Source organism: Flavobacterium bizetiae (assembly GCF_902804475.1).
GTDB lineage: Bacteria > Bacteroidota > Bacteroidia > Flavobacteriales > Flavobacteriaceae > Flavobacterium > Flavobacterium bizetiae.
Window position 1 is genome coordinate 15,299 of the sequence record NZ_CADCSU010000077.1, and the last position, 15,843, is coordinate 31,141.

The 15,843-nt window shown below is 35.1% G+C and carries 11 protein-coding genes; 3 read left to right on the forward strand and 8 right to left on the reverse strand.

All coding sequences use genetic code 11. The features are described from left to right. Window positions 1–2 precede the first annotated feature (2 nt). The 3 genes from FLACOL7796_RS08955 to FLACOL7796_RS08965 all read left to right on the forward strand — a co-directional run bounded on the left by FLACOL7796_RS08955 (window position 3) and on the right by FLACOL7796_RS08965 (window position 4,841). Window positions 3–1,262 carry a TolC family protein gene (locus tag FLACOL7796_RS08955; RefSeq protein WP_173970459.1) on the forward strand — a complete coding sequence of 420 codons (1,260 nt, stop codon included), beginning with the start codon at window positions 3–5 and terminating at the stop codon, window positions 1,260–1,262. A gap of 2 nt (window positions 1,263–1,264) precedes the next feature. Then, a complete protein-coding gene (locus FLACOL7796_RS08960) occupies window positions 1,265–2,536 on the forward strand; it encodes an efflux RND transporter periplasmic adaptor subunit (protein WP_173970460.1) in 1,272 nt (423 codons plus the stop codon). Between the two features lie 298 nt (window positions 2,537–2,834). Beyond that, a complete protein-coding gene (locus FLACOL7796_RS08965) occupies window positions 2,835–4,841 on the forward strand; it encodes a heavy metal translocating P-type ATPase (RefSeq protein ID WP_173970461.1) in 2,007 nt (668 codons plus the stop codon). Window positions 4,842–4,908: 67 nt separating this feature from the next. On the opposite strand, the gene FLACOL7796_RS08970 is transcribed toward FLACOL7796_RS08965, so the two are convergent. The 8 genes from FLACOL7796_RS08970 to FLACOL7796_RS09005 all read right to left on the reverse strand — a co-directional run bounded on the left by FLACOL7796_RS08970 (window position 4,909) and on the right by FLACOL7796_RS09005 (window position 15,629). Next, window positions 4,909–5,307 carry a tautomerase family protein gene (locus tag FLACOL7796_RS08970; protein WP_173970462.1) on the reverse strand — a complete coding sequence of 133 codons (399 nt, stop codon included), beginning with the start codon at window positions 5,305–5,307 and terminating at the stop codon, window positions 4,909–4,911. A gap of 60 nt (window positions 5,308–5,367) precedes the next feature. Then, complete coding sequence (locus FLACOL7796_RS08975; protein ID WP_173970463.1) at window positions 5,368–6,021, reverse strand: VOC family protein; 654 nt, start codon at window positions 6,019–6,021, stop codon at window positions 5,368–5,370. Window positions 6,022–6,254: 233 nt separating this feature from the next. Continuing rightward, entirely contained in the window at window positions 6,255–7,397 is a 1,143-nt protein-coding gene (locus FLACOL7796_RS08980) for a cytochrome-c peroxidase (protein WP_232067337.1), read from the reverse strand. Window positions 7,398–7,552: 155 nt separating this feature from the next. After that, window positions 7,553–9,019, reverse strand: coding sequence for a hypothetical protein (locus tag FLACOL7796_RS08985; RefSeq protein WP_173970464.1), 1,467 nt, complete (start codon window positions 9,017–9,019; stop codon window positions 7,553–7,555). Continuing rightward, the gene (locus FLACOL7796_RS08990) at window positions 9,006–10,487 is read right to left on the reverse strand and encodes a RagB/SusD family nutrient uptake outer membrane protein (RefSeq protein WP_173970465.1); all 1,482 of its coding nucleotides are present in this window, start codon (window positions 10,485–10,487) and stop codon (window positions 9,006–9,008) included. Before FLACOL7796_RS08990 ends, FLACOL7796_RS08985 begins: the two co-directional genes overlap by 14 nt. A 4-nt stretch (window positions 10,488–10,491) precedes the next feature. Then, complete coding sequence (locus FLACOL7796_RS08995; RefSeq protein WP_173970466.1) at window positions 10,492–13,848, reverse strand: SusC/RagA family TonB-linked outer membrane protein; 3,357 nt, start codon at window positions 13,846–13,848, stop codon at window positions 10,492–10,494. Between the two features lie 10 nt (window positions 13,849–13,858). Then, complete coding sequence (locus tag FLACOL7796_RS09000; RefSeq protein WP_173970467.1) at window positions 13,859–14,962, reverse strand: FecR family protein; 1,104 nt, start codon at window positions 14,960–14,962, stop codon at window positions 13,859–13,861. A 67-nt stretch (window positions 14,963–15,029) separates the two neighbouring features. Then, on the reverse strand, window positions 15,030–15,629 hold the full coding sequence (locus tag FLACOL7796_RS09005; protein WP_173970468.1) for an RNA polymerase sigma-70 factor: 600 nt from the start codon (window positions 15,627–15,629) through the stop codon (window positions 15,030–15,032). Window positions 15,630–15,843 lie beyond the last annotated feature (214 nt).

Genomic DNA, 15,843 nt, shown 5'->3' on the forward strand with positions numbered 1-15,843 from the left:
AAATGAACTCAACATATAATATAAATAGAAAAACTTTTGCGAAATCGGCAAAACTCCTTTGCTCCCGATGGCTATCGGGATTGCGGTTAAGCTCGTTTCTATTGGCAAGTACAGCAACATTTGCACAGCAACCTATCAGCCTTGAAAAAGCAATAGAACTTGCCAAATCAAACAACATCGATTTAAAAATTGCCGATAAAGAAATAGAACGACAAACGGTTCTAAAAAAGACCGCATTTCAGCCGGAACCGCTTCAGGTGCAATATCAGGGCGGACAATTCAATAGCGCTGATTTTGATCATAATGTTTCGGTTCAGCAGTTTTTTCCAATGGGAAATATCACCAAAGCCAATCGTCAATTGCAGGAAGAATTGGTGAAACTGGCAGAGAAACGAAAAGCGTTATCTTCTTATGACCTTGAAAAAGCTGTTACCTTATCGTATTATCAATATTTATATGGCGTTTCGATTCAAAAATTGAATTCGGAACTCAATGATATTTATACCAAATTCCTAAAGAATGCGGAACTGCGTTTTAAAACCGGAGAAAGCGGAAATATCGAAGTTATTAGCGCTAAAGCGAAAGTAAAAGAGATCGAAACGCAAAAAGCACAATTAGAATATGATTTGGTGATTTACCAAAAGCAATTACAATTCTTTATTCAAACCGATGAAAATATCGTTCCGGATGATAAAACGTCTTTGCAATATACGGTTCTTAATGAAGAAGGAAATTCGAAAGCAGAAAGTTTAATGACTGATTATTATCAGCAGCAGATTTCGGTTTCTCAAAAAGAAGCCAATACGTTTAAAGCAATGCGAACGCCTAAAGTAGGATTGGGTTATTTTGCCCAAACAATCGATACGAGATCATTGTATCAGGGATTCACGGCCGGATTGCAGATTCCGTTGTTTGGCGGCGTAAATACTGCCAGGGCTAGGGCTTCGGCTATTAGTATTTCGCAATCCCAATTGGCTTTAGATAAAAATAAATTAACGCTGAATTTGCAAAGACAGGAGTTGCAAAACAATTATGCCAAGCAGCAAAAAGCATTAGATTATTTCCAAAAAGAAGGATTGCAATATGCCGATCAGATTATTACGACAGCGCAAAAAAGTTATGCCAATGGCGACATGAGTTATTGGGCGTACATCAGTTTTTTAAATCAGGCAATTGATATTAAAAAACAATACACAGAGGCAACTCATAACTTCAATCAAAGTGCTATCGAGTTTCAATTTCCAACCATCAAAAACAATTAAAAATGAAAAATATAGTTAAAAACTTAAGCGCAAAGAACGCAATAGATTTTTCGCAAAGTTCGCAAAGTTTAATTTCCTTGCGTGCCTTGCGCTTTTTCCTTGCGTGCCTTGCGGTTATATCCTTTGCATCTTGCAATGAAAAGAAAACCGAAGAGCCACAAGAAGAAGAAAAATCACAAACAGAAGTAGCTCTAAACGAATCTCAATACAAAACAGTCGGGATCGAAACGGGATTTGTTGAAGATAGAAACTTAAATAAAGTCATAAAAGCAAATGGTTATACTACAGTTCCGCCACAAAATTCTGCTGAAGTTTCGACTCTGATAGGAGGAACGGTAAAAGACATTTTTGTTTTGGAAGGTACTTATGTGAATAAAGGAAAAGTTTTGGCTACGATTCAGAATCTGGAAGTAATTGAAATGCAGGAAGATTATCATTCGGCTACAGCCAATATCGAATATTTGCAATTAGAGTACAATCGTCAGAAAACGTTAAGTGATGAAAATGTAAATCCGAGGAAAGTTTTTCAGGAAGTAAAATCAAAACTGGCGGCAGAAAGAGCCAGAGCACAAGCCGCAAAAAACAAATTAGATGCATTGCACGTGAGTACAAAAGGCAGCACTTCGTTAGTGCCAATTGTAGCGCCAATTAGTGGTTATGTGGGGAATATAAAAATTGCCAAAGGAGCATTCGCACAAAGCGGAGTAACATTGTTTGAAGTGGTTGATAATACGCAAATGCATTTAGATTTAAATGTGTATGAAAAAGATTTGGGTTCTATCTCGATCGGGCAAGTAATTGATTTTGTACTGACAAATCAGTCGAATAAATCCATAAAAGGAAAAATATTCGGCATCAATAAATCATTTTCTAACGAAAGTAAAACGGTTGCCGTTCATGCTAAAATCGAATCGGATGATGCAAAAGGATTGATTCCGGGAATGTATGTTTCGGCCAATATCAACATTACCAATGCAACCGTGCCAGCATTACCAAAAGATGCCGTGGTTCGAAATGCCGATAAGTATTTTGTATTTATTCAGGAGGATGAACACGAAGAACATGAGAAACACGATGAAAAGAAGGGAGAAACGGAAACTCCTCATGAAAAAGAAATTCACTTTAAAGCCATTGAAGTGATTCCCGGAACAACCGATTTAGGTTTTACAGAAATAAAGTTTGTCAATGAAATTCCTGCGAATGCAAAAATCGTTACAAAAGGCGCTTTTTATTTGCTTTCGGCAATGAAAGGCGGGGGAGAGCATGGGCATTAATTTTTTTTGAAGGTGCTGAGTGACTAAGATACTAAGGTGCTAAGGTTTTTTTAGCTGGTGTAGAATTTGCTCGCAAAGTCGGAGCCGCAAAGTTTTTCTTGTATTATGTTTTTAAGTTTTATGAGAGAAAATCAAAAGAAAATCAAAAGAAAATCAAAAGAAACTTAAAAAACTTTGCGGCTCTGCGACTTTGCGAGATTAAATAAAACGCTGCCTATAGACAATTCGCTCAAAATCCGTAATTTTAGACAAAGTTTAAACTTGAAACAATAAAGTAAAAACCTGAAACTTTCCATCTATGGAACATATACATACAGAAGAAAAAATAATAAAAAAGAAACCAAAACAATCTACCTGCTGTTGTTCACATGACGAACCCGTTCATTCTGAAAATGACGGACATGATCACGGAGACGGACATGATCATGAACATAACGCCGAGAGAAGTTTGTTTAAAATGTTTTTACCAGCCATAATATCCTTTGTTTTATTGCTTATTGGTATTGGTCTTGACAATTATTTTCCGCAAACCTGGTTTACAGGTTATGTTAGAATTGCCTGGTACATCGTGGCTTATTTGCCAGTTGGACTTCCGGTTTTAAGAGAAGCATACGAAAGCATTATGAAAGGCGATGTTTTCTCAGAATTTTTTCTGATGTGTATCGCTACAATCGGAGCTTTTGCGATTGGCGAATATCCTGAAGGTGTTGCCGTAATGTTGTTTTATACCATTGGTGAAAACTTTCAGGGATTAGCAGTAAGCCGTGCAAAATCGAATATTAAAAGTCTGCTGGATCAACGTCCTGATGAGGTGAATATTATAGAAAATAATGTTGCAACAAAAGTCAAAGCGGCTGATGTTGCCATAGGATCGATTATTCAGCTTAAAGCGGGAGAAAAATTAGGTTTAGATGGCGAATTATTGTCTGATACCGCTTCGTTTAATACAGCTGCTTTAACAGGCGAAAGCAAACCTGATACCAAGGTAAAAGGAGAAACGGTTCTTGCCGGAATGATCAACGGAAACACGATTGCTTTGGTAAAAGTGACTACGGCGTACAAAGACAGTAAGCTTTCTAAGATTCTGGAAATGGTACAAAATGCCACGACCAAAAAAGCCCCGGCCGAATTATTTATTAGAAAATTTGCTAAAATCTACACGCCAATTGTAGTATATCTGGCAATTGCGATTTGTTTGTTGCCATGGTTTTTTGTCGATCAGTATGTTTTTAGTGATTGGTTGTATCGAGCTTTGGTTTTCTTGGTAATTTCATGTCCTTGTGCTCTCGTTATTAGTATTCCGTTAGGATATTTTGGCGGAATTGGCGCTGCAAGTAAAAACGGAATCCTGTTTAAAGGAAGTAATTTTCTGGATAGTATTTCGACGATTCAGAATGTGGTGATGGATAAAACCGGAACCATGACTGAGGGTGTTTTTAAAGTTCAGGAAGTCATTATTTCTGATGATTTTGATAAAGACGAAATTCTGAAATTCGTTAATGTTCTCGAAAGTCAAAGTACGCATCCGGTTGCCACAGCGATTCATAATCATGTTGGTAAAATTGATGCTTCGATCGAATTGAAAAATGTAGAAGAAATTTCAGGACATGGTTTAAAAGCCGAGATCAACGGAAAAGAATTGCATGTTGGGAATTTCAAATTAATGGATAAATTCAATATTAAGTACGATCTTGATCCTAATTCGGTGGTGTATACTACGATTGCCATTGCGTACGATAAAAAGTTTGCCGGATATTTAACAATTGCCGACGAAATAAAAGCCGATGCTCAGGAAGCCGTTAGCAAACTAAAAGCATTGGGGGTTAAAGTAACGATGTTGAGTGGTGATAAAGCCAATGTCGTGCAATTTGTAGCGGATAAATTAGGGATTACAAATGCTTTTGGAGATTTACTTCCTGAAGGCAAAGTCGATAAGCTAAACGAGATTAAAGCTAAAAATGAAACCGTAGCTTTTGTGGGCGATGGTGTAAATGATGCTCCGGTTATCGCGTTAAGTACCGTAGGAATCGCTATGGGAGGTTTAGGAAGCGACGCTACGATCGAAACTGCCGATGTGGTGATTCAGGATGACAAACCAAGTAAAATTGCAATGGCGATCAATATTGGGAAACAAACAAAAAAAATCGTGTGGCAAAATATTACATTGGCTTTCGTCGTAAAAGCTTTTGTATTGATCCTTGGCGCAGGCGGACTTGCCACAATGTGGGAAGCTGTTTTTGCAGATGTTGGAGTGGCATTACTGGCGATATTAAACGCTGTGAGAATTCAGAAGATGAAGTTTTAATTCAGCATTACATTAAATATAAAAATTCCAATTCATTTGTTTGAATTGGGATTTTCTATTTTGATAATTACTTCTTCAAATGTTTTTGCTCCTGAATTTCTCCATTACCAAAAGACCAATTCTCCAAACCATTATTTTCTAATAAAACGATGATCACATTATTGATTAAAATTTCGGTTGAAGCGGCAATTCTGGTCGCAATTTGATGGTATAATTTTTTCTTTTGTTCTAATGTTCTTCCTTGTCCAGCGGTAATCTGAACATAAATAATTTCATCAGAATGGGAAATATCAAGGTAACTTTCAGGATATTTTATCTGATGCGGTTCTAATTCTTCAATTACATGAAAATAATCGGCTGCGGGGATATTAAATTCGGCTATTAAAGATTGATGAATCGATTCTGAAATAGTATTTTTTGTTTCTAATGAAAGCTTTTTAGGCAAACTGATTCTAACGAATGGCATTTTTGATATTTTAAGTTTTTATAAAAGTAAGGAATATTTATAATATGAAAAGAGGAAGTATTACTGAAATTTTAATTCAATTAAAGCTCCGTTATTCTCAATTCTAACTTCGGTTTTATTACTTTCAGAAGGGGTTTGGGTTGGATACCAGTTTCTATTTGGTTGCACCATAATCAGTAAACCTTCATCATCTCCAACAGCGGCAAATAGTTCACTATTGTCATTTTTAGAAAAGAATTCTAAGCTGTGTTTTGCTATTAATTCTTTTCCTACTTCGAGTGGATTTTCATTTACAATACCAATTTCACTAATGTTTAAAATAGCCTTAGAACTGAATTTTTTAGATTGAGCATTGTTTAGATCATGTCGGGCAATAAACTCTAATAAATTACCATTATTATCATAGAAATAAACGGCATGAGCGTTCCAGTTTTCGAAATTAGTAATCACGTTTTGATCTTTAATTAAGATTAAACCGACTTTATTTTTGCACCATTCAATTGCTTCGTCAAGTTTGTTTTCAGGTATATTAAAAGCAAAATGATAAATAGACTTAAACTGAGGATTTTCGACGAATTTTAAAACTGAATTTCCAGCCTGAATGCTAACGGAATCGGAGTCTTTTTCTATAATGGGTAATTTTAATATATCTTGATAAAATGCAGTGGTTTGCTCGATATTGTTGGTCTGAATTTGTATGTGTGCTAATTTCATGGTGGTATTTTTTATAAAGAAGAAAAAGTTTCCTTTCGTTTCAAACAAATTTAAGAAATGATCGAAGGATTACGATCAGCAGGCTATTTTATACTTCGATGAAAGAATAGTAAATTATGATGGAAATTTCTCTTATCATAATAGGTCTTTAAATAAAGAAAAGCCCATTTCATAAAGAAACAGGCTTTTAGGATTTGAAAAATTTGGGGCAGTTTACAAATCGTTTAATGTAATTATTTTGGCATTTCCGGCACCATAATTCTTCGTGTTGGCGTGCTTAAAGTTTCTATAAAAGCCAAAAGATCAATGATTTCTTCTTTGCTTAAATCTAATTTTCTAAGCATCGGATCTGATTTTGGAATTAAAGTATCTCTCGCAGTTCCTAAATATTTTTTCTGAACCGGAGATGGATTTCCTAAATTATACAATTCGACAACATCTAATAAAGACGGAAAATGTCCGTGATGCATCCAGGGCTTTGTGTTGGCGACTTCACGTAATGTTGGCGTTCTGAATTTGCCAATATCTTCTTTGTTTTTGGTGACATTATAACGTCCGAAATCTTCATTTTTTGTTCCGAATAAAGTTTGTCCGTCATTATGAAACTGATTGTCGCTAAAATAAGGCGTATTATGGCAATTGATGCATTGTGCTTTGGTTCTGAACAAGTGCAGACCTTTTACTTGCGCATCAGTATACGCATCGGATTTTCCGCTAATAAAGTTATCAAATTTACTTTTTGGGCTATTGATTGATCTTTCGAAAGTGGCAATGGCATATTGTATTCTTTGCAATGATACTTTTTTATCTCCAAAAGCAGCTTCAAACAACGGTTTATACCCTTTTATTTTAGCAATTTTATCAACGGCAATGGTCAGTTTTTCGTTCATTTCGAGAGGATCTCCAATAGGAAATTGTGCCTGATTTTCAAGACTTGAAGCGCGGCCATCCCAAAATAAAGATGTGGCATACGCCGAATTTAAAATCGTCATCGAATTTCGTTTTCCCGTTTGGCGATCATGACCAAAAGAACGCGTTAAATTATCTGTCCACCCCAACTCAGGATTATGACAGGAAGCGCACGCAATTTGACCGCTATTAGATAATCTCGGATCAAAAAATAAGATCTTACCCAGACTTTCTTTTTCCTTCGAATATGGATTGTAAGCCGGATAAGGAACCGCGGGAAGCACACCAATATCCTGAAATTTAGATTTATCGACATTTTCGTGTAATGCTGCTGCTGGCCATTTTGTTACATCTCCACCGGAATATAGTTTTCGCAATTCCTGAATATCGATATAATCCGGCTGTTCAACGCTTTTGTAAGCCGTTAAACTCAGAAGAAATAGAATAGGGAAGATTAGTTTTTTCAATTCTTTTGTTTTTGTTTTGATTTGATTTGTTTCAGGTTTTCAGTTTTCAGTCGCAGTCGCAGTCTCAGTTTTCAGTCTCTATTTCGTTTTCAGAAAACTTTGTCAAAGTTTTTAAACTTTGACAAAGTTACTGCGACTGCGACTGCGACTAAATACTAAAGCGCAACCTCCTTAGGGCAATCGATACTTAAAGCTGCGGGTTTTGGATATGTTTTGTTATTGTACATTCTGTATTGTGTCGAAACAGTTCCTCCAAATAATGCGTCGTTTGTAAGTTTTAGTTCGAAAGAAATTTCAAATAAACCTGCACTGATTTCTTTATAAGTACCTTCTCCGGCGATTTCAATATTATGACTGTTTTTATTGGTTCCTGCAATGGTAATATATTGCGGAATCACCAATACTTTTCCTTGCGTTTTACTGTTTCCGTTCTCCGGAAAAAATTCTAAAGCTGAGGTAATATTGAATCCAGGAGAGCTTGCTGCAGCTACTGCTTCATTACTAAACCATCTTTTTAAATTAAAGGAATTAGTTGTTGAAGTGCCTGTTACAACATTAAATCCAATTTTAAAAGCATCGTGGTAAACATCATCATTTGGGTTGGCGGTTCCTTTATCGCTATACAAAATAGCATTTTCATTATCTTTTGTTACTACAACAGGAAACGTAAAGGCATTATAAGCCTGCCACGCACAAGTACCGCTTTTATCAAACCAGGTTTCGCCATAAGTCAGGTAAAACTGGCTGGATAAATCGTAAAATTTAGATGCCGGATTTGCATTAACATCTCGGGGTGATCGTGTAGGTTTTATGATTTGCAAAACGGTATTTCCGGTTGCAACATAATTAGGTGTATTGGTTAACGTTAGCTTAGTTTCATAACGTACATCCGGATTTTGAATATCTTCTAAAAGAGTTAAATGATAGTTGATGGAGCTTCTGTTATCTCCAAAATCATCATGCGTTAACGAGTAATCAAAACCATCAAGAAATTTAAAAATAGAGGCATTTTCAATTTCAGACGGAATAAATCCGTTAGGGAAGTTGACTTTAAAATCGATTTTTTCGCCCACTTCTCCTTTAATCAAATATTGACCCACAGGAAATGTATACGCTGTAGTTATTTCGCCCAGGGTTATGGTAAAAGTATCGTTTGGAGCGTAAGTATTTATATTTCCGATATGAATAGCGGGATCTGATGCGCTTTCTAATTTTAATGTAATAGTTTGCTGGTTAGTCCATCTTTTATCAAAAGAAACAAAAACAGTATCAGTAAGCTTATTTCCTTCAAAAAGCAATTCACTCTTTGGTGATACACTAAAACTATTTGAATCTCCGGAAGTAGTCGCACTAAAATTAACCTTAACCTGAGATTTTAAAGCTGCGGTCGTTAAAGAAACCGGAACTTTCAAAACCTTAACCGATTTGTTTTCAAAAGTATTAGTGGGAAGTGTTATTGTATTTACTGTTGGATATTCAATAGGAACATTATTACCGTTCACTACAAAATTAAACCTTACAAAAGGATCAACAGGACCAGAATCTAATCTATAATCATCCTTTGAACAAGATGCAAATGCAAGAACGAGACTTAATACGAATATAATTTTAATACGATTCATTTTGCTTTAGATTTGAGTTAAGGTTAATGTTACTTCGTGGAATTGGGAGTATAAATTTTGGTGAAGGGTAGGTGAGGCTACAACTAAGGGCGATACAGCCATCATTTCTCGAAACATCTTTTTTATTTCTTGCGATATCAAAAAATAAGTGTCCTTCAAAGCAAAGTTCCTTTCTTCTTTCTAAAAACACAGCTTCTTTAAGATCTTCATTTCCTTTTAAAACCGCCGCATTTGCTCTTGTTCTAATGGTATTGATGTCTTGTGTTGCCTGAGAACTATTGTTGAGTTCGATTGCTGCTTCGGCACGAATTAAATATTGTTCGCTTAAGCGGAAAGCCACATATCCCGGATTTCCCTGAAATTTATCGGTAAAATAGTAATTTAGGATTTCCTTTTGCAGATTGACTGAAGTAGGCAATGGATGATTTTTGAATAACTGTTTGCGGATATCTGTAGATTCGTAAAGATCAAAGAGATCTTTAGATGCAGTGTATTTTCCGTATTGAGAATCTGATGTATATCCAAAAAATGCTGCTAATGAGCCGCTTATTGCTCCTTCGGCATCTTTGGGAATTGAAAACTCCAGTAAAACCTCAGAAACCGGAGCATCTGGTTTTTGCCATTGTGCCAGGTAATCGGCAGAACTCATTAAAACCACACCCGAATTTTTAATAATATCATCTGCGGTATCATAGGCATTTTTCCAGTCTTTTTTGGCTAAATAAACTCTTGCCAATAAGGCTTTTGCATTATTTTTATTAAAATAAGAATAAGCAGGACCGTTTGAAAGAACGGTATTAGCATATAAATTCAGGGCATCTTTAATATCATTTATAATAAAGGTATAAGTAGCTGCCACAGTTTCTCTGGCAGGATATTGCAGGCCATTTGTAATGGATGTATTGTTATAGATAATTCCTAAATGAGAAGCATCTGCTGTAAAACCATAATTCTGACTGTAAATTTCACTTAACAAAAAGTGGGTGTAAGCTCTTGCGGTTAAGGCTTCTGCTTTGATCTGATTTTTTTCAGTTTCCGAAGCATCTGTTAAGGCATCTGTAAATTCTAAAATTAAATTTGCCTGATTGATAATATTATAGCTAGTACTGTAAAAGGCTGCCAAATTTGATTTGTCTGCCAGATCATCAAAAGAATATAGGTTGACCACATTTCCCGGAGTCGTTACTTGTCCTACTGTTGTATTTGTAGATATACCAGGTGCAAATTTTAAATTACCGCCCTGTAAATCAGCATAAGTAGTAAAAGCTTCGGTTCTTACATTGGCTTCAATAGATCGGTACATACCATTCATTGCCTGAAGAACGCCTTGTTTGGTTCCTAATTGTTCATTTATAGAGGTTTGTGTTCCCGGTTCCTGTTCCAGAAAATCACTGCAGCTTTGCAATAGAAAAATCACTGCTAAAATCACTGCAAATTTTAAGGGGCTGCTATTTTTTAAATATTTCATTTTTTTAAAATTTAGTATTAATACCCATCGAAATCGTTCTGGCTTGCGGGTAGGTATAATTAAATTCTCTAATGCCATTCATTCCGGCCGGACTTTTCTCTTTGTACCAGTACAGCACATTGGAAACATCGGCAAAAACAGTCAGAGTATCAAGAAATGTATTCGTTAGAGGAACATTATAACTTAAATTAATATTGCTGATTTTGATATATGTAGCATCATAAACATACTTGCTTAAGTTGGGCAGTAACGTATTGTTTCCCGGTGCAGGTTGTGTTGCAATGTCGCTGGGATTTCTCCAATAATCAAATGCGTTTGCTGACATATTTCTATTTGATGTAGTGGAGTATTTTGCAATAATGTCGTTTGAAACTAATTTATCTCCGCCCCATTGATAAGCTCCGGTGATCGATAAAGTGATGCTGTTATTGAATGAAAATCTATTACTAAAACCACCAAAAGCTTTTGGTTGTGTATTACCAATTGGCACCCAGTCTGCATTTGTAAAAAGGCGATTGTAAGTAGCCGAATCATAAATTTGTCCGTTCTTTTTAACAAGATCACGACCTGTTGCAGGATCAATTCCAACCCAGTTTATACCCCAAATTGTCGAAGTACTGTAACCAATTTTTTGGGCAAGAGCAAGATTGGCCAGCGAATAATCACTTCCTAAACCAATAAGATCTGTAACTTTATTTTCGACTGTAGAAATATTAAATGAAGTACTCCATTTGAATTTCCCTTTTTGAAACCATTTAATTCGGGTCGTAAATTCAAAACCTTTATTGTACATACTTGCAGCATTTAGTTCTAAAGTACTATAACCGTTTTCTGATGGAATATCTCTCGAAACAATCAAATCTGATAAATCATCATAATAGTATTCTAATGATAATTCTACCGTATTAAAAACATTAAAATCTACTCCCGTATTGAATTTTTTATTTTTTTCCCAGCTTAAATTTCCATTTGGTGCGGCGCCTGGTGTAGCATAATCTTCGCCATTGTAACCGTTTTGCGCGTAATTGTACAAACCTTTTGAACGGTATGATCCAATTCTTGAATTACCGGTTGAACCATAACTAACCTTTAATTTCAATAAATCAATCCACGAACTGGACTGCAGAAAATCTTCGTTGTTGATGATCCATGCTAAACCTGCTCCACTGTTTAAAGCCACGTCTGAGTCGTTACCAAAAACAGAGCTTTGGTCGCGTCTTAAATTAGCTAAAAAGAAATATTTCTTTTTATAATTGTAGTTGATCTGAGAGAAAAAAGAAACTCTCGAGCCATTGCTGATTTCACTATTGTAAGTTTGCCCGCTTAAGGATTCATCTTTTTTGGTCGTAGGATCATCATCACGTCTGGCATCTGAAACGGCATTGATAACATTCGAATTCACAAAACCAGATCCGGCAGCATAATGAAATTTACCTTTTTCTTCGGCAATCTCAAATCCCAAAACACCATCTATACCGTGATTTTTATTTATTTCTTTATTAAAAAGCATTTGTCCCTGCCAGTTCCATTTGGTAGAATTTCTTTGGTTAATTGCCCTTCTTCCCCAAGTATTATAAGCAATACCTCCTAATGAAAAATTACCATTTAAACGTCCGCTTTCATTTTCTCCCGAAAAATAACGATCCTGTTCTTTATCCTTATAATCAATACCAAAAAGGGTAGAGAATTTAATATATTTATTAAGTTCGTAAGCTAAATTTAAACTTCCTAAAAGGCCGTAAGTATCGGTTTCGTTTTTATTTTGGGCAATCGCCGCCAGAGGATTTCCTCCGGTTGTGCCTATAAGTCCCGTTGAGGTATAAGAACCATCTGCATTATAAGGCGCAAGAGTAGGAATATGAGCATGCGAATAATATATGTTTGGAGCAATACTTTGAATGTAACTCGGATTCAACGATAAATTTACATCAAGTTTATTGTTTCTGTAGCCTAAATTAATCCCTCCATTTAACTGTTTTGTCGTATTGCCTAATTGTGGTTCATCAATATTTAAATACGAGATATTGGTTCGATATGAAAATTTTGAAGTTCCGCCCGAAACATTAAAATTATACTTATTATAAATTCCTGAATTGTTCAGTAAATCAAACCAGTCTGTGTTAACGCCATTATATGGAATTGGACTATAGTTGGTTGATGTATTTTTTAAATACGTATTTCGCATTTCGTTGTATTGCTCGCCATTTAAATATTTAATCTGATTAACGGCAGAAGAAATCCCAAGCTGATTGGAGAAACCAAATTTTGCTTTTCCGGTTTTTCCTCTTTTAGTTGTAATCAAAATAACGCCATTAGCACCATCGGCACCATAAATACCAACTGCTGCAGCATCTTTTAATACCGTAAAAGTTTCAATGTTTTCGGGAGCAATTTGTGCCAGCGGATTCATTAAATTTTCAGATAATGCAGTCTGTCCATTAAAAAAAGGACTTGATATATAACTCTCCTCACTCATAATAACCCCATCGACAATAATAAGCGGTTGTGTTGAAGTTCCTACAATCGTACTCCCAAGCGGTTTTAAAGTTCCCTGACCACGAATATTGATTTTTACAGGCCCGCCAACACCAGAAGTATTTTCGATTAAAACCCCTGCAACTTGTCCTTCAAGCATTTTATCGACACTTTCAGAAGCCTGATATACCGGAATATCTTTTGCTGTTAAAGTTGAGATACTCCCCACAATCTCTTCTTTTAATTTTGTAGTACCATAAGAAGAAGTAATTACAACGGGATTTAACTCATCTGTAACTTCTTTCAAATAAAAAACAAATTGCTTTTTGTTATCTGCTTTTTGAGATTCTGTTTCCATTCCTAAAAAGCCAACTTCAAGCACCATATCACTGATATTATTTCCTTTTAACTGGTAAACAAACTTTCCGTTAAAATCAGTAATAGCGCCCATTCCGGTTCCTTTTATACGAATGGTCGCACCGGGAAGAGGCTGTTTGTCTGTGGCATTATAAACCGTTCCGCTAATGAATCTCTCTTTTTCATCAGAAGGTAAAGCAGAATTTGGAGCAGGAGCGGAGTTCGTTAATAAAACCTGTTTTTTCTGGATGTAAAACGAAATGTTTTTACCGGCAAATAATTGCGTTAAAGTAGTTTCTAAAGTCGCATTCTGAACATTAAGATCGGCCAGTTGATCGGCATCGATTTTTCGGGCATTATAAATAATTCTAAAATCGGTTTGTTCTTCAATGGCTTTGATAATTAAACTAATAGGTTTGTTTTTTAGCTGTAATGTGATGCTTTTATTCTGAGAAAAACCTTTAAAACCGGATATGAATAGGGCTAGGAAAAATAGAATTTTCCTTAAATCGTGTATCGAAAAAGTCATGTTTATTTAGTTATGGAAGGTTGGTAATGGTTATTGTATTTCCTTTAATAGAATAAGTAAAAGGTGTGTCACGTTTTAGAAGTTCTAAAATGTTTTCGACACTAGATTCGCTAATTTTTATGGTACCGGTAAAATTCTGTCTGGCCAAAACAGTATTTTCATTGATAATTTCGACGTCGTAGGTACGCTGAATTATTTTAGCGATGGTAGAAAATGGGGTATCTTTAAAAGCAAGTTCACCTTTTGTCCAGGCTGTATAAAAGCTTGGGTGAACTTGTTTTGTTATAATTTTTTTGGAGTTTTTATTCCAGGTTGCCATTTGATTGGGTTGAAGCAACACGGCATTCAGTTTGTTTTCGACTTCATACATCTGAATACTTCCTTCGACCAAAGTACCATTAACGCTTGGGTTTTCAGGATAAGCACTTACGTTGAACTTTGTTCCCAGAACCTCAATATCAACCTCATTCGCGTTTACAATAAAAGGATGTTGTTTGTCTTTGGCAACTTCAAAAAAAGCTTCACCGGTTAGGTAAACATTTCTTTTTCCGTTAATGCCAAATTGCTCCGGATATTTTAAAGTTGTTCCTGAGTTTAAACTCACTACCGTTCCGTCAGAAAGTGTAAGTTTAAAATTTTTCCCGTAAGGAACTTTTAAAGTATTATAAACTACTTCCTGATCCTGAACTTTACCAAAGTACACAATATGGTTGGGTAATTTCTTGGCAATCAAATCGCCTTTGTCATTTACAATTTTAGTCTGATTGTCTTTCGTAATATATTCTGAACGGCCATCGGCTAATTCTAAAACAATTTCTTTTGATGAGTTTGTTTTTTGAGTAAAGTCGAAAGCTAATTTTCCTAAACCAAATAAAACAAGAAATACAGCCGCATATTTCAAATACTGAATTGCTTTCTTTTTAGGCTGAAGTTTAATTACCGGAGCAGATGCTGTCGAAAGATCTTCAGAAAGTGCCGTTAATGCCCAAGTTTTTTTAAGCGTTATAAATTGCTTTTTGTTTTCTTCAGAAGCATCAATCCAATCAAAAAGCATTTGAACTTCTTGTTCTGAAGCTTCATTAGAAAGGTATTTATAAATTAGTTCCGATGTCATATTTAAGTTTTTAAACTTCCCGTTTTAGTAAGTACACTTCAGAAATAAAATACCCTACCTTTTATTTTTAATTATTACAAATAAGGATAAAAATTAAGAACAAATAATCTGATAATTTGGTTTTTAAAATCTTCAAGGCCTTTGTCATATGGGCTTCGACAGCTTTTAGAGTCACTTGCATTTCTTCGGCGATTTCTGCATTTTTTTTATTTTCAAAGCGTTTTTTTATAAAAACTTCTCTGGTTTTAGGTGGAAGTTCACTTATAGATTCCTGAATTAAGCGTTCTAATTCCGTTAATTCTAAAGTATCAAACTGAACCGAATTTAAGATTTCGATATCCAGTTCTCTTTCCTTCTGATTTAAAACGTCACTTTTGAATTTATCCTTTACCTTATTGTGTCGAATCATGTTCAGGCATTTCGATTTGGCGTAGGTATATAAAAAAGATTGTATACCATTTATAGATTCAACACTTTCCTTATTTTGCCATAAGTGCACAAAAGCTTCCTGCGCCAGATTTTCAGCTTCATCTTTATCATAAATAAACTGAACACTAAAAGCCGTGATTCTGCGGAAATATTTATCGTAAAAATAAGTAAAGGCAGTTTCGTCTCCTTCTTTGAAAGATTCAAAAAGATTCAATTCGAAACTGTTATTGTTGTTCATCAAACGAAATTTACTTGTAGAGACAATCGGGTAAATGTATTAAACTACCGCAATTTGTCAAGAAAGCGGCAAATATAAAAGTTTATTTATATTAATTCTAAATAAAATTCAAATAAAGATCGTTTCAAAAAATATTATTCAGAATAAGTGTAAAAAACGCGTTTATCATATAACTTATAAGTAAGTTTAGTTTATTAAACCATATAAGTTATAT

Coding starts and splice junctions, on each gene's coding strand:
- FLACOL7796_RS08965 (WP_173970461.1), top strand. CDS start 2,835: ATGGAACATATACATACAGAAGAAAAAATAATAAAAAAGAAACCAAAA.
- FLACOL7796_RS08970 (WP_173970462.1), bottom strand. CDS start 5,307: ATGCCATTCGTTAGAATCAGTTTGCCTAAAAAGCTTTCATTAGAAACA.
- FLACOL7796_RS08955 (WP_173970459.1), top strand. CDS start 3: ATGAACTCAACATATAATATAAATAGAAAAACTTTTGCGAAATCGGCA.
- FLACOL7796_RS08975 (WP_173970463.1), bottom strand. CDS start 6,021: ATGAAATTAGCACACATACAAATTCAGACCAACAATATCGAGCAAACC.
- FLACOL7796_RS08990 (WP_173970465.1), bottom strand. CDS start 10,487: ATGAAATATTTAAAAAATAGCAGCCCCTTAAAATTTGCAGTGATTTTA.
- FLACOL7796_RS08985 (WP_173970464.1), bottom strand. CDS start 9,019: ATGAATCGTATTAAAATTATATTCGTATTAAGTCTCGTTCTTGCATTT.
- FLACOL7796_RS08995 (WP_173970466.1), bottom strand. CDS start 13,848: ATGACTTTTTCGATACACGATTTAAGGAAAATTCTATTTTTCCTAGCC.
- FLACOL7796_RS09000 (WP_173970467.1), bottom strand. CDS start 14,962: ATGACATCGGAACTAATTTATAAATACCTTTCTAATGAAGCTTCAGAA.
- FLACOL7796_RS08960 (WP_173970460.1), top strand. CDS start 1,265: ATGAAAAATATAGTTAAAAACTTAAGCGCAAAGAACGCAATAGATTTT.
- FLACOL7796_RS09005 (WP_173970468.1), bottom strand. CDS start 15,629: ATGAACAACAATAACAGTTTCGAATTGAATCTTTTTGAATCTTTCAAA.